Source organism: Paenibacillus sp. FSL K6-1318 (assembly GCF_037976905.1).
GTDB lineage: Bacteria > Bacillota > Bacilli > Paenibacillales > Paenibacillaceae > Paenibacillus > Paenibacillus amylolyticus_A.
In genome coordinates this window covers 1,304,461-1,324,882 of record NZ_CP150270.1, presented here as the reverse complement: position 1 = coordinate 1,324,882, position 20,422 = coordinate 1,304,461, and the positions used below count along the sequence as shown (strand labels likewise).

At 46.0% G+C, this 20,422-nt stretch carries 21 protein-coding genes; 12 read left to right on the top strand and 9 right to left on the bottom strand.

Going from position 1 to position 20,422, the window contains the following annotated elements; translation table 11 throughout:
* Positions 1-176 precede the first annotated feature (176 nt).
* Positions 177-728, bottom strand: coding sequence for an undecaprenyl-diphosphatase (locus tag NYE45_RS05725; RefSeq protein WP_340015981.1), 552 nt, complete (start codon positions 726-728; stop codon positions 177-179).
* Positions 729-912: 184 nt separating this feature from the next.
* On the opposite strand from NYE45_RS05725, the gene NYE45_RS05720 reads away from it, so the two are divergent.
* Both NYE45_RS05720 and NYE45_RS05715 read left to right on the top strand, forming a co-directional pair.
* The gene (locus NYE45_RS05720; RefSeq protein ID WP_340015980.1) at positions 913-1,908 is read left to right on the top strand and encodes an LCP family protein; all 996 of its coding nucleotides are present in this window, start codon (positions 913-915) and stop codon (positions 1,906-1,908) included.
* Positions 1,909-2,046: 138 nt separating this feature from the next.
* Positions 2,047-3,300: an acyltransferase gene (locus tag NYE45_RS05715; protein WP_340015979.1), complete on the top strand. Its 1,254-nt coding sequence runs from the start codon at positions 2,047-2,049 to the stop codon at positions 3,298-3,300.
* 38 nt (positions 3,301-3,338) lie between these two features.
* Here NYE45_RS05715 and NYE45_RS05710 read toward each other — a convergent pair whose 3' ends face one another.
* Positions 3,339-4,076, bottom strand: a complete 738-nt coding sequence (locus tag NYE45_RS05710) for a hypothetical protein (RefSeq protein ID WP_340015978.1) — start codon at positions 4,074-4,076, stop codon at positions 3,339-3,341.
* A gap of 219 nt (positions 4,077-4,295) precedes the next feature.
* On the opposite strand from NYE45_RS05710, the gene NYE45_RS05705 reads away from it, so the two are divergent.
* Positions 4,296-5,243: a hypothetical protein gene (locus NYE45_RS05705; protein ID WP_340015977.1), complete on the top strand. Its 948-nt coding sequence runs from the start codon at positions 4,296-4,298 to the stop codon at positions 5,241-5,243.
* Positions 5,244-5,279: 36 nt separating this feature from the next.
* On the top strand, positions 5,280-5,540 hold the full coding sequence (locus NYE45_RS05700) for an NHLP leader peptide family RiPP precursor (RefSeq protein ID WP_235599343.1): 261 nt from the start codon (positions 5,280-5,282) through the stop codon (positions 5,538-5,540).
* A gap of 74 nt (positions 5,541-5,614) precedes the next feature.
* On the opposite strand, the gene NYE45_RS05695 is transcribed toward NYE45_RS05700, so the two are convergent.
* Both NYE45_RS05695 and NYE45_RS05690 read right to left on the bottom strand, forming a co-directional pair.
* On the bottom strand, positions 5,615-7,513 hold the full coding sequence (locus tag NYE45_RS05695) for a HAMP domain-containing sensor histidine kinase (RefSeq protein WP_340015976.1): 1,899 nt from the start codon (positions 7,511-7,513) through the stop codon (positions 5,615-5,617).
* Positions 7,514-7,665: 152 nt separating this feature from the next.
* A complete protein-coding gene (locus NYE45_RS05690; RefSeq protein WP_062832955.1) occupies positions 7,666-7,947 on the bottom strand; it encodes a hypothetical protein in 282 nt (93 codons plus the stop codon).
* 145 nt (positions 7,948-8,092) lie between these two features.
* Here NYE45_RS05690 and NYE45_RS05685 point away from each other — a divergent pair, with 145 nt between their 5' ends.
* The 3 genes from NYE45_RS05685 to NYE45_RS05675 all read left to right on the top strand — a co-directional run bounded on the left by NYE45_RS05685 (position 8,093) and on the right by NYE45_RS05675 (position 8,981).
* Positions 8,093-8,254 (top strand): hypothetical protein, encoded by a 162-nt coding sequence (locus tag NYE45_RS05685; protein ID WP_017690239.1) that lies wholly within the window; start codon positions 8,093-8,095, stop codon positions 8,252-8,254.
* Positions 8,255-8,375: 121 nt separating this feature from the next.
* On the top strand, positions 8,376-8,747 hold the full coding sequence (locus tag NYE45_RS05680; protein WP_145146336.1) for a hypothetical protein: 372 nt from the start codon (positions 8,376-8,378) through the stop codon (positions 8,745-8,747).
* 39 nt (positions 8,748-8,786) lie between these two features.
* Positions 8,787-8,981: a hypothetical protein gene (locus NYE45_RS05675; protein ID WP_340015975.1), complete on the top strand. Its 195-nt coding sequence runs from the start codon at positions 8,787-8,789 to the stop codon at positions 8,979-8,981.
* 291 nt (positions 8,982-9,272) lie between these two features.
* Here NYE45_RS05675 and NYE45_RS05670 read toward each other — a convergent pair whose 3' ends face one another.
* Positions 9,273-10,487 carry an MFS transporter gene (locus NYE45_RS05670; RefSeq protein ID WP_340015974.1) on the bottom strand — a complete coding sequence of 405 codons (1,215 nt, stop codon included), beginning with the start codon at positions 10,485-10,487 and terminating at the stop codon, positions 9,273-9,275.
* A gap of 255 nt (positions 10,488-10,742) precedes the next feature.
* Here NYE45_RS05670 and NYE45_RS05665 point away from each other — a divergent pair, with 255 nt between their 5' ends.
* The 3 genes from NYE45_RS05665 to NYE45_RS05655 all read left to right on the top strand — a co-directional run bounded on the left by NYE45_RS05665 (position 10,743) and on the right by NYE45_RS05655 (position 13,141).
* Positions 10,743-11,390 (top strand): peptidylprolyl isomerase, encoded by a 648-nt coding sequence (locus NYE45_RS05665; RefSeq protein ID WP_340015973.1) that lies wholly within the window; start codon positions 10,743-10,745, stop codon positions 11,388-11,390.
* A 484-nt stretch (positions 11,391-11,874) separates the two neighbouring features.
* On the top strand, positions 11,875-12,138 hold the full coding sequence (locus NYE45_RS05660) for a YqkE family protein (RefSeq protein ID WP_336759184.1): 264 nt from the start codon (positions 11,875-11,877) through the stop codon (positions 12,136-12,138).
* Positions 12,139-12,346: 208 nt separating this feature from the next.
* Entirely contained in the window at positions 12,347-13,141 is a 795-nt protein-coding gene (locus NYE45_RS05655; RefSeq protein ID WP_036612094.1) for an SDR family NAD(P)-dependent oxidoreductase, read from the top strand.
* 143 nt (positions 13,142-13,284) lie between these two features.
* Here the strand turns inward: NYE45_RS05655 and NYE45_RS05650 are convergent, their stop codons facing one another.
* Positions 13,285-14,046 carry a TIGR02206 family membrane protein gene (locus tag NYE45_RS05650; RefSeq protein WP_340015972.1) on the bottom strand — a complete coding sequence of 254 codons (762 nt, stop codon included), beginning with the start codon at positions 14,044-14,046 and terminating at the stop codon, positions 13,285-13,287.
* 262 nt (positions 14,047-14,308) lie between these two features.
* On the opposite strand from NYE45_RS05650, the gene NYE45_RS05645 reads away from it, so the two are divergent.
* Complete coding sequence (locus tag NYE45_RS05645; protein WP_062832949.1) at positions 14,309-15,283, top strand: ring-cleaving dioxygenase; 975 nt, start codon at positions 14,309-14,311, stop codon at positions 15,281-15,283.
* Positions 15,284-15,400: 117 nt separating this feature from the next.
* On the opposite strand, the gene NYE45_RS05640 is transcribed toward NYE45_RS05645, so the two are convergent.
* The 3 genes from NYE45_RS05640 to NYE45_RS05630 form a co-directional block, all read right to left on the bottom strand.
* The gene (locus tag NYE45_RS05640; protein WP_340015971.1) at positions 15,401-16,108 is read right to left on the bottom strand and encodes a hypothetical protein; all 708 of its coding nucleotides are present in this window, start codon (positions 16,106-16,108) and stop codon (positions 15,401-15,403) included.
* Positions 16,109-16,322: 214 nt separating this feature from the next.
* On the bottom strand, positions 16,323-17,168 hold the full coding sequence (locus NYE45_RS05635; RefSeq protein ID WP_340015970.1) for a hypothetical protein: 846 nt from the start codon (positions 17,166-17,168) through the stop codon (positions 16,323-16,325).
* A gap of 197 nt (positions 17,169-17,365) precedes the next feature.
* Complete coding sequence (locus tag NYE45_RS05630) at positions 17,366-18,643, bottom strand: methyl-accepting chemotaxis protein (RefSeq protein WP_340015969.1); 1,278 nt, start codon at positions 18,641-18,643, stop codon at positions 17,366-17,368.
* A gap of 325 nt (positions 18,644-18,968) precedes the next feature.
* On the opposite strand from NYE45_RS05630, the gene NYE45_RS05625 reads away from it, so the two are divergent.
* Positions 18,969-20,402, top strand: coding sequence for an aspartate ammonia-lyase (locus NYE45_RS05625; RefSeq protein ID WP_340015968.1), 1,434 nt, complete (start codon positions 18,969-18,971; stop codon positions 20,400-20,402).
* Positions 20,403-20,422 lie beyond the last annotated feature (20 nt).

Genomic DNA, 20,422 nt, shown 5'->3' with positions numbered 1-20,422 from the left:
ATAGTATATCGTCACCTATCGTCATGAATTGTAGATGTCAGAATTCAATTTCTATAAATTTCATGTAACTTCGAACATAACGCAAAAGAAGTCTCCCATCTTTGGCAGAACCAGAGATAAGAGACTTCTTTATTGAACAAAACCATCACGGCTTCGCAACATATTACGTCCAGACGCTAACGAAAAACACGCCGGTGTATGTTAATGAAAAAGTCGGGAATCGACTTGGTATAATTGCGGGTCGTAATCAGCACCACACTGATCAGGCTGCCCAGAAGGAAGCCACCCAGAATATCTCCTGGATAATGCACACCTACATATACACGAGACACCCCTGTCAACACAGCAAGTAAGAGCATCCATAATCCGAAACGACGTCCAATGAAGAATGAAGCAGCCGCAAGAGCAAATACAAAGGAAGCGTGTTTACTTGGAAAAGAAGGGTCAGGTACATGGGCTACCAGCTGATGCACTGGCCCTTCCACAAAAGGCCTTGGATGGCCCACTGCGGGTGATATCCCCCATTTCGCCAGAACTAGCGCCACAATGGACGCTACACAGGCATAGAAGACAACTCGCTGCTTCGATGGATCGCCGAGAAACCATACGATAACGAGCAGTGCGATCATAACCCAGACCGCATACTCTGATGATGTAATCATAAACCAGTCCAGAAACGGAATTCGGTCTGCAAACTGATTAATCCAATTAAATACGGATTGATTCATAACTAGCTTTTAATACCTCCATTACACAAAACAAGATTATTTTTTACATAATAAATATACACTAACTATTTGTCAAACAATCCCCATATTGACCGAAGTTACGAAATCAAAGAGGACATTTTGCTTTCTTTTTGTTAAACTAGTTTGGGTTACATATCAGTTCAATCATAGAAAGGTGAAGATTATGCTTAAAAAATGGTTATGGGGTACAGCCCTGACCCTGGCACTTGCTGTCACAGGTGTCATTGTATATTACGGATATTCGATTGTTCATTTTGCCAATAGCATCTCAACTGCTTCCGGGACTTCATCCGATTCTTCCTCTTCGGGCACAAACAGCGATTCAGACACTTCAACGACAACAATTCCCAGATGGGAGGGCCAAGAACGGGTAAACATTCTGCTGCTTGGTGGGGACTCCAGAGGTGATGATGCAGGGCGTTCTGACTCGGTCATGGTCGCTTCCATTGATCCGGTCACCAAAAAAGCCCACCTGTTCTCCGTACTGCGAGATACCTATGTAGCCATTCCAGGGCATGGCAAAAGCAGGCTCAATGCAGCTTTTTCCTATGGAGGTGCAGAGCTGACCAAACAAACCGTCAGTGATTTGCTCGGTATTCCCATTCAGCATTATGTCTACACAGACTTCACAGGTTTCATGGCACTCGTTGATGCGGTAGGCGGTATTGAGATTGATGTGGAGAAAGACATGTATTACACCAGTAAAGCGGATAAACATATGTACGACATTGATTTGAAAAAAGGATTGCAGCATATGGACGGCAAGACCGCCCTTCAATATGTTCGGTTCCGTCATGATGCCACCTCGGATTTCACGCGAACCGAACGGCAGCGGATCTTCATGACCGAGCTGGCCAAGAAGATGCAGAGCACCACGTCGCTCTTCAAAATCCCGGATATCCTGGAAGCCATCGCTCCCTACATTGAAACAGATCTTAGTCCAACCCAGATGTTAAAACTCGCATCACTCGGCTTCGATATCCATGTGAACGATATCGATCAGCAGCAGATTCCACCGAACAAGCTGCTCACCAATGAACTGGTCGGCTCAGCACAGGTACTCGGTGTCGATGTAACCAAACTCCAGTCTTATATTCAGAAACTGTTTGAAGAAGATGCCGCGTCCTCGGAGGCTCCATCATCAGAGGAGCAGAACTAGAACAAACAAGAATTATATCAACAGAAAAGACGGCCGCAGCCGTCTTTTTTTGTACCTATTTTCTCCATTTAATGCAGCCTTAATGTTTAACAGGTACCCTTATATGATGAACTCCGGTTCCTGGAGGGAGGATTACATGTGAAAAAACCACGAATAGCGGAATGGACCGAGCTGCGGGGCATTGCCTTTCTGGCGATTGTCATGCAGCATAATATCGCTGAGTATATCTATCGCGCCGATATTGAGCAACCGGATTCCATTATGCTGACCATGATTTATCATCTGACCCGATTCGGTACACCAACGTTTGTATTTCTATCGGGTGTCATGCTGTTTTACCATCACCGTAATACCAAACCGGAATATCCTCGCTTCATTCGAAAGCGATTTGGCGATATCTATATGCCGTTTGTCGTATGGACACTTATCTATTGGCTTGCTGTCCGTATCTTCACCCCCGAGTTCTGGCTTGCAGGCATTCCGGACTTTCGCAGTCTTGTTCGAGAACTGTTTGTCCCGCAGACGGGATATCATCTCTGGTTTGTCATTATGGTGTTTCAGTTTTATATGCTGTTTCCCTTGTTCCTGGCGGGAGCGAAAGCCATTCAGAGACGTATCCGGAACGCCAAGCGTTTCACGCCCATGCAAGTCATTATGGGGCTAATTCTCTTTGCAGCCGCATTCTACGCTCTGCTTATGAAATGGTCCTACTATAATATGGGGGGCTGGACAGAAACACTGTCTGAGCCTTGGTCCACGTTGCTGCAATATCGATCCTATTCATGGATCATGTACTGGTTCTACTTTTTGCTGGGTGCCGTATGTGCATGGTCAGTGGATAGCTGGAGGAGTTGGAGCACGAAGATACTGCCATGGATGATCTGTCTGTTTATAGGGATGTACATTTGGCTTGGATACGATGTGCTGCGTGGGTCCGGGGATGTTGTGAATTTGAATATCTCTACTTATTTGAAACCAACCACATTCCTCATCATTATGGCTCAGATGCTCATGTTGTATGGTTTCCTTGTACTGATGCGGGGCAAAGATACACGGTTTCAGCGTCTTCTATCCTGGATTGGCCGCTATTCATTTGGTGGTTATCTGGTTCATGCACTGGTGATCTACGCGATCGCTTACGTTACCAGACCGCTTCAGCTCAGTGGATGGCATCTGCCTGTAACGTTACTCTCGTTTCTTGTAACGGCTGCTGTATCCCTTGCGATCAGTTGTACACTTTCCAAACTTCCTGGCTCCCGCTTCACGGTAGGGTTAATGCGTAAACCACGTTTAAGCACTCATCCATCTGCTGCTACGGATAAAAGAAATTCACCTGACCGAACTCCGTCACCCGGCCACACTCGTAGTCCGGGAACGAGTGAGACATTATGAACCAAGAAGAGCGTCCCCGTTGGTGGAGACGCTCTTCTTTATTTCACTTCGCTCGAAGTTGATCGTCCAGGAAGAGGTTCCTGGGGACCCGGGGCTGGATGCACGTTGCCCTTCTGATTCACAAATCTCTTCAGATCACCCGTTAATTGTTCCTTCAGCTTGTCCACCAGCTGCGTTTCGCTAATACCTTTTGCCTGAGCAATCTCAGCCAGGGATTTCCCTCCCTGAAGCTGCTCGTGCAGTTGAGCCGGTGTGACTCCAATAAAACGGGCGATTTCGCCCTTATCTACCATGGAACGTTTGCCATGGTGGGCAAATTCACGCCGCAAATCACGAAGCGGGGTATTGATGACCTTTTTCAACTTGGTATCCATATCCGCCTTCGTGGCTGCTGCTTGTTCCTTGGTGAGACAACCTTCTTCTACAGCTTGATCCACACGCTGCGCCAATGTAGGCTTCAACTTCTGCAATAACTGTTCTTCACTAAGACCCTTGCGCTCTTTGGCAATTTGGGACAACGTCTTGCCCAGCTCCATCTGTGCTTTCAGATCCCGAAGACCGATTCCAAGCAAGTCTGCCGTTTCACCGATCATAAACAAACCGTGTCCTGCCTGCATGCATGGCTTCGCTGTTTTGTCGGAGGAAGAAGATCTAGATGCATCGTGATGTTCCTCAACCCGAAGTGCTGGATCAGCGAATGCCACATGCCCAGTTCCTGCTGTTATGACTATGGCTGCCAATCCGGCTGCCATCCATGTTTTCCATTTCATATTCATTTTTCTGCCGCCTTTCCGATGTCGAAATCCTGTGCCTCCCTAGTTTGAGCCTAAAATCCACTTTTTTATGCCATAAAATACAAAAAGTCATCATTTTTCTCACAATTGATCACAAAAAATCCTATTTTTTTCAGTTTATTTCCGCTATACTGAGTGTAACTTCATGATCTAGTTGGACAGTCCTGAATCACCTTATCGCAGGAAGGACGATATGTAATAATGCGGAGAGAATGGTTAGATCCGTTTAAATCCGATCTGGAGATCGTGTTTGCTTCAGCGGAACAACTCGTACGGAAATATCCCGAACCCTTGTCAGGATATGCATTGGAACAACTTCATTCGGTTAATCCCCTGTTACGAGATTCGGGACATAGTTACATCGGGTACATCATTCCACTTTGGATGCAACACTCAGACAAGCTACCCCAAGAGAAAGCACTCCAATTAAGTACAGCCTGTCTCATTCACATGTTATATTTTCTGAATCAGGACGACGTGATGGATGAACAACCTGAGGATGCCACACGGAAATTATCCGTGGGTAATCTATATTACATGGATGCACTTCAATCTTACTCGGAATTATTCGATCCTTCCTCCGCGTTCTGGATCTATTTCAGACAATATGTAGTGGATTGGGCCGTGAGTGTTACGGGCGAGCATTCCATTGATTATTTTCAAAAGAGTCCCTTGTTGATTGCGCAAAAAGCAGCCCCTCTGCTCATTGGAGCTACAGGTGCACTGCTTATGCTGAAAGAGTCCGACCGGATCATCCCGGTGTGTTCTGGCATCAACATCACACTCATGACACTCCAGATGACCGATGACTTCACAGACACGCAACAAGATGCTGTGCATGGAAACTACAACAGCTACCTCTCCCACATATCCGCAGCACTGAATCACAACTATCCCGCTCATCCTCTTAGCGAACGTATACATGACAATGTATATAATACACAACTCATGAACTCTTACGTAGACATTGCTTATCAATATCATCGTACATTAACATCGTCTAACTTAGGAATATCGCATCTTGAGGCGTTTAATTCTTACTTATGCAGCACGTTGGTACAAGCTGTTCAGGACATTACACAACGGAAGAAACGGCTCCTCCAAGGCGGGTTTCATCACTGGATCAGCGAGCAACAGTTGGAATCCTGAGCATAAGGATGAAGCTGATTCAGTTTAATTTTAAATATGAAGGGAATGTTGACGATGATGGTATCAGAGAAAACGTTGCATGAGGATATTATTGAAAAGGCTTGGAGTGATGAGCACTTCAGACAACAATTGCACTCCAATCCGAAGCAGGCGCTTCGTGAAGCTTTCGGTATCATAATCCCGGAGCACATTCAGGTACGTACCGTTGAGGAACAGCAGAATGACTATGTTCTTGTCATACCTCCCAACCCTTCCAAAGTAAATTATGATGTGAATTGCGGACCTTGGAGAAGTTAAGTCGGGCGAGCTAATCTTGTAGTGTAAGAAATCAGGGGTAGGAACAAAAAAGCCGCTGTATCCTTCTGAGTCCGTCATTCGACGAACTCGGTAAAAGATACAACCGCTTCTGTTCCTACCCCTTTGGTGCTTGTAAAGCTAATCTGTCCTTGCATCGCTTCAACAATGCGGAAAGTCACCATCATGCCCAGGCCTGTGCCTTTGATTTTATTGGAAAAATACGGCTCGCCCAACCGGGAGAGTGCTTCCTCGTCCATTCCTTCTCCGTTATCCCTGACATGCACCTTAATCATTCCATCCTGCTTATACGCCCAGATATCAATCTGGCCTTGTCCCTGCAAAGCTTCAATACTGTTCTTGATAATATTGATAAAAGCCTGCTTGAACTTCGAGGAATTGCCCCGAATATATAGATCCGGCGGAATGTCAGTGGTGATTTTGCCACCTTCGAGATTAGCCATCGGTACAAGAATACCTTCGATATGATTGAATTCATCCGAGATATTGAGCGAGATAATATGGTCAAACTCAGGTTTGGCAAAGGTAAGAAAGTCCGTAATGATGCCGGAAGCCCGATCAAGTTCCTCCAATGCAATTCGAACATACCCCTTATTTTTGTTGTCTTCCTGTTCTGTCATAAGTTGCAGGAACCCTCTTGTCACCTGAAGCGGATTACGTACCTCATGGGCAACGGAAGCTGCAAGCTCACTAATAATCTCCATTTTTTCAGATCGCTGCAACTCATTGTTGAACAACTCCAGTTCTTTGGAGTACTCTAACACTTTGGTATGTTTTTCAGCAAAACGACTACCGAGAATGGCAATCAACGAGATCACAAATGCAACCATTGACCATTTCCACCATAACAGATGATACGAACCACTCCGCTGATAATACCACAACAATTCAGCCACACTGATCAAGGCAAATGTACCGAATCCTGTCGCAAGCAGCATTGCTTCACGGTTTCGTTGCAGCGCTTTGGCGATGGTACCCACCAAGAGGATTGTAAGCAGGATGACCAGCACCATGCCAACTACACGCTGTACGAGCAGATTGTAGAGGAACTCCCATTGCCCGCCTGAAGTAACATAGATAAATAGAGAGAATACCGCGATGACTGAATATATGAATTGTATTTTTCGTAGTTTGGTGAAGATTCCATGCAGTCCTGGCCCGATAATCTGCTCAAAGAAATAACAGAGTGCTGGCATACCCAGCAGCATCGCCAGATCAAATACGACCGAATACAGGTCACCATATACTTGATAGAATGTATACAAAAATTGCGAGTACGTGATGATCATCGTGCCGATGGAGCCCATCACGATGCATAGCGAGATCCATAATCCCTTGTGGAATTTGCCCAGGAAAAACGTACAACTCAGCATCGTAATCGCTGTGAAGACAAACGTCGCACCCAAGATGACATCAATAAGCCCGTTATGAATATATTTCTCCTGTAAAGCGGCATATGGTCCAACCTGAACGGTACCTTGTATGCCCAGACGGCCTTTCTCATTTTGCGACCATACATAGAGCGTGTCACCTGAATTTTCACTGGATAAGGGCAGCAACACAGCATTATTATCATAATTGTAATGGTAGTTCTCGTAGACCTTACGGTCCTCCAGATAGATAACAATATGATTGCCTTTAATGTTCTCAAATCGAATGGCTGAACTTTCCTCAGTCAATTCAGGGATGGTCAGGCGAGTCCATAAGGAACTCGATCGATCTGTATTGCTATACTCTAACTTATCGACACCCTGTCTTTCCCATATCTCATCTGCTCCCTTAACTTCACTGATGAACCCCTGATCGTCAACGTTCCCCCATTTTACTTCCCATCCTGCAATGGATACAGGCTGCTGAACCTCTCCTGTAGTTGCAAAGACTATCCCGTGCGGCATACCTAGAATAATCAATACACTCATCCATAAGATGACGATAGCTTTGGGCACATTTTTCATTCACAGCACCTCAAAGTTCTAATTTTCCCTATCTTAGATTCTCTCATCTATCATTCGCCACCGTTTGTCACGTCACCTTCTTGAGATAAAATGAAATTCACATTTAAGTCGATTTATAGTTTTATTTCCATTTTATTGTTAAAGTCATCCGATCAATCACGCAGATCTTCGAACTGATTCTCTATCATTTCACGTTCCTTCTGTTCAACTTGACTGCGGAATTCAAGCCACTGCTCTGTTTCTTCATCATCATAGATGGTCCATATATCGGAAAAAAGGAAATCCCGCAGCTGGACAACTTGCCCGGACCATATCCCGCCTACCCAAAACAATCCATCCGGACGACGGATGACGGTGCGGGAGAACCCAGGTGTGGACGCCTTTTGCCCGATACGGATGCGTGTGATCATATTGCCTAGTGTGAACCAGTCCACTTGACATCCCTCCCTTACATATTCAAGCTTCATCATAACATAGGGAAAACAGGAAAAGCTGTAAAAACGGTGGCTGCGATTCAATCCGTTGCTTCGGGTGTAATGGTTTCTCAAAGCAAACACACACCCTAAGGAGATGATTCCAATGAATGAGCCACATCGTACGGTTGAGGTGGAACATAAGGATGTTCAGCATAAATCGGATTCAAGTATGGTCGCTTCCACATTTATTAAATATGCCGCGTATATCATTATCTTTTTTGGATTCTTATACTTCTTGGTCAAGTATGTATTTCCCAAATTCTAAGGCATTCATATCGTAGCAAACACCCGGGGATAATAACCTGTGCAAGATTACAACGTTAGCGCTTTGGGTAACTACGGGGTAAGAAGCTTTTGAGAAACCGAGATGAAAGGAAGTGCTACTCATGTCTGACAAACCGATCAGTAATGAAGAGAGTGACCGCTATTATGACCGTTATCAGAGGTCCCGCGATATTCCACCAGAGACGGAAGTTCCGGAAGGCGATATGGATACCTTTGACGAAGTTTCCGGCAGACGGATTGTAACGGAAGATTCGGATCTGGCACCCGTAGCCGCAACCGCTGTGGACGAGCCGGAATTGGATTCACGTTTGGCTGAGACACCGCTCGAATCCGTACCGGATGCAGATCTTCTGCAACCCAACAGTCCGGTTGATCCTGCTGCACCCGATCCGGATGCATTGCATGGTACCGATCTGCTCAATGGTGCTGGTGCGGATGCCAAACCGGAGAACGACATTCCACCGCGACGCTAACGGCTGTGATGACATCCTGAATGAGGAGGTGCATATACGATGAAGGAAGATCACCACAAGCATGTGCATGAACCGGATAATCTCGTGACCGAACGGGACATTGACCCGGACTTCGGACTGTTCACTGAGGACTCCTTCCCCGAAGCGCTTGAGGATGAGGATCAACGTGATGCGGTGGAGCATGCCATTCCTAAAGAGAAGGCATCCCGTAAGCCCTCTTCGGATGATCAATAAATAATCCCTATAAAAAGTGAACTGAAGAGTATTTACACTTGCCACTCCTTTGACAGAATAACCTTCTGATCGCTGTTATCCCCAGATTTTTTGATTCTTTTTTCAAAGGTAATAATCTGGGGATAAAGGCGAGCACTTCGTTTCTTCAGATTATTTCTGTCCTCTACGTTCTCGTGTAAAAGATTAGTTCAACTTATATAGATCCGTAGTAGACTTAAAAAAGATGACGTCTGTAACAACAGCGTCATCTTTTTCGTTCTTTTTAGTTCACTTTCTATTCGCAATTCAGCTTCACTGTTTAGCAGAAACCTTACTTGCCACGGGCAGTTTGTGATCCAACCCCGACCACTTCGCCACAATCGCAGTGATTAACAGCGCAACTCCGTTAATGATAAAAATCCAGCGAATCGGCAGCCAGCCGCCGAGAACACCACCAATGATCGGACCCGCCATCGTCCCGATCTGGGCAGCGGACTGATTCAAACTAAAGGCTCTTCCTCTAAAACTAGATGCAGTAGCCTGCACAATCATGGCGTTAATCGCCGGAAAAACAGCCGCGAAGAATAAACCGTATACAAATCGCAGTATGCCAAATCCGATATAACCTGTTGTAAAGAACTGCAGAAGATTGCCTACAGCCCCACCAACCAGTCCAATGATCAGCACTTTACCGTATCCAATCCTTGAACCAATCTTACCCCAACGCGGTGCCATGATGACTGTTGCTACCCCCACCGCCGAGAAAATAATACCCGAGCTAAGTGAGGCGCGATCAGGCTGAACGCCCATTTCCATCACATAGACCGTCAATAGTGGCTCCAGAATCATGACGGAGAACGTACATATGCCCATCATGCCAAGCACCGTCATAAACAAACGATTCGCTCTCGCTTCACGAATGTCATCCATGACATGAGAACGTGCTTTGTTCCGGTTGAAGTTCTCTTCTTTTACCCAGAAGGTTGCGATGATCGCGGAGACTAACACTACAATAGCCGAAAACAAAAATGCATTCCGGTTCCCATAATAATGGCTCACCACGCCACCGATTAACGGTCCGATAATCCCACCTGTGGCTCCCGCAGTAGACATAATGCCAAGTGCATACCCTGTCTTCTCTTCGGGTGTATTTGTACCTACCAGTGCAATCGCTGCTGGAACAAACCCTGCAAGCAGACCCTGAAACAATCGAACAACAATAAGCGAATACGGGTCCTGCACGAAATAATTGATTAAATATAAGACGGCAAGGCTGTATCCTGACCGGATGAGCATGGGCTTGCGCCCATATTTGTCAGCCAGCGAGCCCCAGAACGGTGAAACAAGCGCACTCGCAAGAAACGTAATACCAAAAGCCAGTCCTGACCATAACTCCAGGTGATCACGTACCCCCAGATCAGCACTTAGGAACAGGGGCAGAAATGGAATGGAGATCGAATATGCGGTGCTGCAAAAAAATACACCAATCCACAATATCACTAAGTTACGCTTCCACGAGAAGTTCATATACCCGCACGCCCTTTCCGTTACTGACGCCGGGACTGCCGTGTATTAGAGCGAACGGAACAGACCCGTACGTCCCTATGCGGAAGCATTTTCCTTATTTTACACCCATGATTCCACGAAGACCATCCCTTGTTCACCACAAACACATGTATTGCATTGCCATCCTGTCCACAAAAACGGTATGATAGTTGGGTAAATATCCAAATATGATTTGGAGAAAATATATAATGCAGAGATGCAAGGAGGAATATTTTCATGTCTTTACGATGGAAAAAAAACACAGTGGTTTCGCTGGTTCTCGCGATGCTGCTTATCGTCATTAGTGGTTGTGGACGCCCTTCGAGTGGCGCTACGGAAACACCAGCTCCAGTGGAACCAACGGGTCCCAATCCGGTAGCTACCATAGAGATGGCAGATGGACAGAAAATCGTCATTGAGCTCTATCCTGAAATTGCACCCAATACGGTGAACAATTTTATTTCACTGGCCAACCAGGGTTTCTATGACGGTCTGATCTTTCACCGGGTCATTCCCGGCTTCATGATTCAGGGTGGAGATCCAGAGGGCAATGGTCGAGGTGGCCCAGGGTATGCCATTAAGGGTGAATTTACATCCAACGGACACAAAAATCATCTGAATCATACGCGTGGGGTTATCTCCATGGCACGTGGTGATAATCTGGATTCAGCCGGATCCCAATTCTTCATCATGCTGGCGGATGCCGATCACTTGGATAATGCCTATGCTTCCTTTGGTAAAGTAACCGAAGGTTTGGAAGTCGTTGATGGTATTGCAGCTCAGGAAATAGGTGAAGGTGACAAACCGGTTACCGATCAAGTTATGAAAAAAGTTACGGTAGATACCCACGGTCTGGAGTATCCAGAACCGGTAAAAATGCCTTAATTAACGTCCTTGCCAAACGGATGATCATCCATGGTTATGACTTGTTTATGAACACTAAACAAACAAAAGCTCTGTCCTATGCGAGTGTCGCAAGGCAGAGCTTTATTTATTGAATTTAATGATAACGGTTACATAACTGACTTTATAAAAAAAGACCTCTTCCGGCATCATCCTCAATACATCCATCCCATCAAACGTAACCAGCCGATAATCGCAATCCATAACGGGCAGCTAAAGGCAACGCCCCATGCAAGCCCTTTCAGTAAACTACGGTTTACTTCCACGAACAACGACTCCTTTCTCCAGGGAATAGTCGCAGTATCGGTAATAGTATATGATTTTATACCCGTTTTCATTCGTCACGCATGCGACGTTTTCCTGCTTTTGTTCCGCAGATTCATGGAATGAATTCCGGGAACCTGATATACTATGACTACTGTACGATAAATGGAACCTGATTCATGTTTGGAAAGGAGATTTTCCTATGGCAAAATCCAAAAAACGCACTCCTGCTCCCAAAGCAGCAGTAGCACAGGATAAACCCACAACACTGAAAGATCTGCTTAGCAGTGATGTGCTTGAGAAGCTGAAAGCTCAGGCAGATGAGGCAAAGGCTGCCGAGGCGGCAGTTAAAGAGCAGGAACGTCAGCAAGCCGAAGAAGCTCGCCAAGCGGAGCAAAAGCGCCGGGATAACGACTTCGAATATTTGCTCAATAACAGCGCAATGGACTGGAAAAAACATAAGTAAGTATCGGGCATGACCTGAGGGAGTTTCTGCCCATCCACATGCCAAAATAATATTACAGCAGACAAATCATGAAGATGATCTGCTCCCAGAACAGGGCCGCGTTGCGGTCCTGTTTTTTTGATATAGACACATATTGATTCACCAGTCTTGAGCCGGGTATGTAGAAGTAGAAGGTACAACGATAATCTATACGATGGAGGGATCAGAGATGACTGAACAACGTTTGGAAGGCAAAGTGGCGATCGTAACCGGAGGTGGATCGGGTATTGGTCAGGCTACCGCCATTCGTTTCGCCGAGCATGGAGCCAAAGTATACATGCTGGATCGTACACCCGAAAATGCGGAGGAAACAAAGCAGACGATTGAAAAGGCTGGCGGCGAAGCGTATGTGATCGAATGTGATATCTCCAAACCGGATAATGTGCAAAAGGCAATCAATCAGGCCGCGGCTGAAGCCGGTAAACTGGATATCATATTTGCGAATGCTGGCATCAACGGAACGATGGCTCCCATTGAAACGATGGAAATCGAGGACTGGGATCAGACGATGGAGATCAATATGCGCGGAACCTTCGCAACCGTCAAATATGCCATCCCCCATCTGAAAGAACATGGCGGCAGCATCATTATCACTAGTTCCATCAACGGTAACAGGGTCTTCTCAGGAATTGGATTCTCTGCATACGCTTCCAGCAAAGCGGGACAAACTGCGTTTACGAAGATGGCTGCACTGGAGCTGGCTCGTTACAAGATCCGTGTAAACGCCGTCTGCCCAGGAGCCATCGATACCAACATCGATGATAACACCTATCCGTCCGATGATCTGAAAGAAGTACAGATTCCTGTTGAATTCCCTGAGGGTCATGAACATCCGCTCAAGGGCGAACCTGGAACGTCGAAGCAAGTGGCGAACCTCGTTCTGTTCCTGGCCTCCGATGAAGCCTCTCATGTTACAGGTACACGAATCTACGTGGATGGTGCGGAATCTCTGCTCCGTGGATAAATATATAAATATAAGTTGGCCCGGCCTAATGCAGGGACAACGCCCAAACATCCCGCAAGCGATCTGATCCGGTCAGATTACTGCGGGATGTTTTATTTATGAAAAGTTCATATTCCGGCGCAGCGCAACTACAAGGATTATCCCTATACTGCGGAGCTTTTACCTTTTTTCACACGATGGTTGAACCGGTCTGGAATGGCAAAGAGCAAAATGTACATCAGCGAGAACAAGACTAGCGCCAGTATCTCTTCCCCAAGGATGTACATGGGATACGGACCTAACATATCCAGCACCGAGGGTGTACTCGGCTTGTATCTCAAAAACATGTAATTCGCGTCAAGCATGACATCTACAACGTATACGATTAGTGCTGCCACATTCACAAATATCATCGAACCTGCTACAGATCTCCAGCTAGGTCGCAGCTGTTCTACCCAGGTCATGTATAGTAAAGCCAGAATGATACAGGCATGAGCAACGAAAAATTGAATGAATCGAAAATGTGCATAACCATAGCCCAGATTAGGCGTCAGAATCGCCATAAGGGCTCCTGCGATGCCTGCGAATAACAGTGCAGAATGTAACAGTCGACTGCGTGTCAGTAGTAATAACGCCGATAATAGTAGAGACAGGCTACACAGTTCAAGTGGCAGTGACGTCTGTAGGCTCCATATCCCTCCATACACATACCAGAGTTGCAACACGATTTCACAAGCAAACATGATACAGGCTAGAACAATTCGCAGTGTGCGGCGTGCCCTCTCTGACCATGACCGAAGATGGTGTCGAAGCAAAAACATCAGGAGAATCAATACTGTAATTAAGCTAATGGAAACGATATGTGAAGTGGAGAATAGAATAAACGGCTCTGCATCATAAGGGTCCAGCCATGGTGGATACGCCATGCATCTCTTCTCTCCTTTGCGATCATCTCACCAACATTATCTCTCTTTAATGTTAACTTTTTCATTTTGCCATTGAATGAAAGAGCTGTCCAGTTGGAATTCTAAATAAGGATTGTAATTTAAATATCTTTATGTTAAGATAATTTCAGAACCAAAACAAACTAAAAGTTAGTAACTTTCTTAATAAAGAATAAATTAAAATAAACTCAAAAAATGTTCAACATCCTTTGTTGAACGTATAACCTAACTAGGAGGAATTATTATGCAAATCAAAGGACTTCACCACGTATCCGCCCTAACAGCCCATGCCGATCAGAACTATCGTTTCTACACCAATATCATGGGTCTGCGCCTGATCAAGAAAACAGTCAACCAGGACGATGTGTCCGTCTACCATCTCTTCTATGGCGACGAGAAAGGCAATCCGGGTACTGAGCTTACCTTCTTCGAAATTCCGATGGCAGGACAGACTCGTGAAGGCGTGAACAGCATTTCAGCAACGTCACTGCGTGTGCCAAGTGATGCGGCACTTACGTACTGGCAGCAGCGTTTTGACGAATTCGAAGTTGATCATGGAGAGATTGTTGAACGGGGAGGTCGCGCCACGCTCTCATTCACGGACTTTGAAGGACAACGTCTGATTCTGGTCTCGGATGAAAACAATACAGGTGTCGCTGGTGGTAAACCATGGGATCAGAGCCCTGTACCTGCCGAGTATGGCATTGTAGGTCTCGGCCCCATCCATCTTACGGTAAAAGACGCCTCTCTTACTGCTCCGGTTCTTACCCAACTGCTTGGTTTCAGAGCAAAAGGAAGCTACCCTGCCTTTACTCCAGGCCAACCTGATGTACTGGTCTTTGAATCAGGCGAAGGTGGCAGCGGCTCCGAGGTGCATGTTGAAGAGCGGAATGATCTTGCCCAAGAACGTCCTGGACGTGGCAGCGTGCACCATGTTGCGTTCCGTGTGGATAATGAAGAAGAGCTGAGACAATGGGTGGAACGCGTTCATAACTTCCAATTCCCGAATTCCGGTTTTGTAGACCGCTTCTACTTCCGCTCCCTGTATTTCCGTGAAGCGAACGGTATTCTGTTCGAGCTGGCAACCGATGGCCCTGGCTTTGACACAGACGAAGAATTGGCACATCTGGGAGAATCACTTGCCTTGCCGCCATTCCTCGAAGGTCGTCGTGCCGAGATTGAAGCTAATCTTAAACCGCTGGACACCGTCATCCGCTAATTTCACATGACCCACGCAGTATGTACTGAATAAACATAAAAACGATTATCACAATGTGTGTTATGGACTTGGTCCAGCAACATCATCGTTGATAATCGTTTTTTTATTACGTCTATTTTATTTAACCAAATACGATGTTGTAAGCGGCACAAACAGCGATGAATCTGGATCTTCTGAAACAATCTCAACAAAAACAGCTTCAGTGCCTGATACATCCACGTCCAGGCTTACCAAGCCGCTTCCCGGCGCTATACTTAGCTTTTTAAGAACCGTATTGTCCTGGTTGATTACCTGTATCTCCTGATTACCTTTAAGAGCGGCCAGTTCCAGATGCAGGGAAGAGTACTTTTTGCCCGTCATGATCTGGAAGTCATCCCCTTGCTTCACCGAATCCGTATGCAGATATACATCTTTGTAATCCTTGCCTTTGTAAGTAGTCTCCGCAGGATCTTTGGTATGCCATGCGGATGTCCCCAGCACGGATGTTCCAAGTGAACTGAGTGTCAGTTTATTGGTCTCAGATGGTGCTGATCCGTTAGTACCGCCGATCAACACCGAAGAGGTTGCACTGTCATAAGTAATCTCTGTCCCGAGCAATGAACCCACGGCACGCACAGGCAAATAAGTCGTTCCATTGTACGTGATGGGCAACACCGTTTTGCCATTTGCATCTTTGGCTGTCACGGTAGCACCATTCATTTTCAACGTAATCTTGCTGTTCAGATAGGCTTTAATCTGTTCCAGCCCTGTTGCTGCGAGTGCACCTGTTCCGATCCCAAGCGTTAATGTGCCTACCATTAAACCCAGTACAACCTTCTTCTTCATCAAAATCCCTCCTGAACATTAAATGAGTTATCCTTTATACAATTAAACGACTAAAGTGATCATGTCAATTGTTTCCTGCATTTTTAGTACACATTTCCTATCTTTGGGCAGCACAAAACGAGGCTGTATGTCACGATTTTTTTCAGCCTCGCCCTTTTCCCCACTGTCCGTAAAGGCAGAAAGGGAGATATTTTGTTCAACTGTTCACTACATATCAATCAAAGGATTCGTAATATTCTTCTTCATATATTTCCATGCTGTATTTCAAATCCGTAGCCTTCCACTCGCCATCCACATATTCATAAGCAAATGTCAGATCGCCAGCATATAAAGCCACACCGTAAGATCCTGCAGCTGATACGACAAGCTGACCATTCTCCACGCTGTAATACGTTACTCCACCAAATCCCAATTCTTCGTTATATACGCCACCACTCGTGTCTTCATCGATCCGTGAAGGCTCTGCTTGAACGCCATCAACAACGACATCAACATCCACACGGTCTGTTCTAACCGTAACCTTCGACTGCACATGCTGCTTCACGATCTCATCCAGAGATTGCATCTTCATCTCTTCCAGCGTTACCGGATCAATAATACGGGCTTGTCCCAAATAAATACCTGTCCCATGACCTTCCGTGTACAAAACAACAATCTCTTTCTGGCCGTCTCCGTTCAGATCCAGCTCGTGTACTTCGGGCTTGTAAGATCCGCCTTCTCCCTGCCAATCACTAAATTCTCGCGTCTTGCCGTCCACTTCCAAAATCATTCCGTTATATATATATCCTGAACCCTCAACTTTCATAGGGTATAATCTGATGTTCTCATTCTCTGGTGCAACCGAAACGTACTGCTCTTTAACGGGAATCGATTCTTGCATTGTATTCGCTGTGTCATGCATTTTATCTATATTGGAAGCCTCAACCGCTGCGGTCTGGCTGGATTGATCATCTATATTAAGCTGTTTTTGCGATTCATTCATGGTTCTGGCAGCTGAAGTTGTACTAATCGTAGCTACCGCCAAAATAATCATCAGCAGGATACCTGTCCAAGTTTTCAATATACTGGGCTCCTTCTTCTGTTGTGATAATCCTATTATATCTTCATTTATCGCCTGCAAGTTGCGAATTTGTTAATCTTTCAAAAAAAATCTTTACATATTTCTCTTTTCACGAAAGAACGTTCGGCTTTAACCAGAATAAGCAAATTTCCAAGGGCAAATTATTCTCAAATAGCAAAAAAAAATCCGAACACAGCTCAAGGCTGCATCCGGAATGCTTTGGTTTTGTCCATTAATCGATCCGTTAACTGTCTCAGTTCTTCAGCCGAGGAGGAAATCTCCTCCATGATGGCTGTCTCTTCGTGTGCGGCATCCATGATTCGTCTTGCCTCATCCGAGAACGATCCGGCTTTCCCCTGGATCTTCTTCACATGACCGTGCGTTTGCTCCACGCGGCCTGTCTGTTCTGCAATCTTGGAACCGATATCATGTGCACCCTTCATAAATACTTCCACCGTGCCTGTCAGTTCATGCAAGGTCTGATCCACAGAGATGGTCCGTTCAGATTCATTAACCACCAGACCATGCTGCTCATGAGACAGTTGTGCTGTCTCCCTGATCCGTTGCTGCACACGACTGATCAGCTCATTAATACGATGTACCGATTCCTTGCTCTCGTCTGCCAGCTTACGGATCTGCTGCGCCACGACTGCAAAACCTGAACCTTCTTCGCCAGCTCGTGCAGCCTCAATGGAAGCATTCAGGGCAAGCAGCCCTGTTTCCTCAGCAATATTTTTGACAGACTGGGTAATTACCTCGATATCGGAGGCTTCCTTCTCCAGCAACAGCATAATGTCACGAGAACGATTGTGCGACTCGGCCAGCTCGTCCATTCCTTTCATCAGGGATGAGAAGGTCTGCTTGGTGTGATCCACGGATCGTTCCATCTGACCGGACATCTCTGTCATGCCCATCGACTGGCTATGCATACGTTGGAAATCATTCAACATCTCATCCGCAGTAATCAGAGACTGATGGGAAGTAACCTTCTGCTCTTCTACGCCCACCGCAATATGATCCACCGCGTCCGACATCATCTCGATCTGCTCCGCAGCTTGGGTAATCGCTTCACTAAGCGACTGGGCGTTCTGTGATGTGGTCCGTGTACTGTCCGCGATATCGTTTACAATACTTCTGAGATTAGAAACCATTACACGAAAAGCATCATATAATACTGTAAGTTCATCCTGTGTACGCCGCTGTGGAATCTCCGTTGTCAGATCTCCGGATGACACTTGTTGTGCCGCACGAGACAGATGAACAATCGGACGAGTCAGCCAGCGAGAGGCGAACCACCCCAAAATCCCGTTCCAACACACCCCCATAACAAGGATGATGGAGATATACAACCAGCTTGGCATGTTAAATGAGAGCCAGTCCTGGAGGAAAAATATAAAAAAGCCGCTAGTTCCGTACGTAATAATAGAAATCAGTACCAAACCCGCGACTGTCTTTGCGCCTAAAGTCCATTTCATATTCACACCTCGTAGTCCTTTTTTCCTATTTTACCAATCATGTACCAAATATCATGTGACATACATCACTGAAAACGTTCTATCCACTCCCTGTTTATGGTTCATGCATGACTTCTCTATCATGTAGTGCATAATGAATAAGACAAGCTTTTCAGCCCCCTTTAATGATTAACTACGTGTAAAACAAATCCCTAATTTAAATTATTATCGGCAAATCAGACGAAATGATTTAGCTTGGCATCCATTTTGCTTAAATGATATACTGAGTGCGCTTCGGCAATGCCGGAGCTGACCTATTTATTGGATGCCACTGGAGGCGAACGAAATGTCTACTATGTCCACAAGGACGGAGAAAGATTTTATCGGTGAAAAAGAAATTCCGGCTTATGCCTATTACGGCATTCAGACGGTGCGGGCCGTGGAGAACTTCCCGATTACCGGCGTTCCGGTACACCGGGAGCTGATCACAGCTCTGGCTGCGGTGAAAAAGGCTGCGGCAGTTACCAATATGGAGCTAAAAATGCTACCAAGCAAAATTGGCGATGTCATCGTCATGGCTGCTGAAGAAATGATGAAAGGCCATCATCTGGATCATTTTATTGTGGACTCCATTCAGGGCGGTGCAGGCACCTCCATGAATATGAATATGAACGAAATTCTAGCCAATCGCGGACTCGAACTGTTATTGCAGAGCAAAGGAGATTACTTCCACTGCAATCCCAATAATCATGTGAACATGTCCCAATCCACCAATGACGTGGTTCCTACAGCATTGCGTATTGCCGCGTATCGACTGTCCGAGACGTTACTGGCTACGATGAAAAGACTACAGGATGCGTTCCGTAAAAAAGAAGAGGAATTCAACGATGTGGTCAAAGTAGGCCGTACCCATCTTCAGGATGCCGTGCCTATTCGCCTTGGACAAGAATTCGGAGCATATGCCCGCGTAATCGGACGGGATATCGAGCGTCTTGAATTCGCCAATCGTCGCCTGCTTACGATTAACATGGGCGCAACTGCGGTAGGTACAGGGCTCAATGCGAAACCCGAATATATCATCAAGGTTACGGAGCACCTGTCTGATGTTACCGGACTACCACTACAGACAGCAGAAGATCTTGTGGATGCCACGCAGAACACGGATGCCTATCTGGAACTTTCTGCGGCGTTGAAGGTATGTGCGGTCAGCCTGTCCAAAATCTGTAATGATATTCGTATGATGGCTTCAGGTCCGCGTGCAGGATTCAATGAATTACGCCTGCCACCGCGTCAGCCAGGTTCCTCTATCATGCCAGGTAAAGTGAACCCGGTTATGGCAGAAGTCATTAACCAGGTATCCTTCCAGGTGATGGGGAACGACCATACAATCTGTATGGCGTGTGAAGCCGGTCAATTCGAGCTGAATGTTATGGGCCCAGTTATTGCGTTCAACTTGCTGCAATCGCTGAAAATCATGAATAACGGTATTGATGTCTTCACGCGTTATGCGGTGGAAGAGATGGAAGCCAACCGTGAGCGCTGCGAATTAATCATGAAGCAAAGTTTCAGTGTGGTTACGGCGTTGAACCCGCACTTAGGTTATAATGTGGCAGCTTCCATCGTGAAGGAAGCTCTCAAGACTGGACTTACCTTGCAGGAGATCATTCTGGAACGCGGACTGCTGACACCGGAAGAACTGGAAGAGATTCTTCATCCGGAGCAGATGACCACGCCAGGTATTGCCGGAGAACACTTCCTGCGTAATATGGAACGTTTGTAGGGTTGTAAGGATCAATTGCA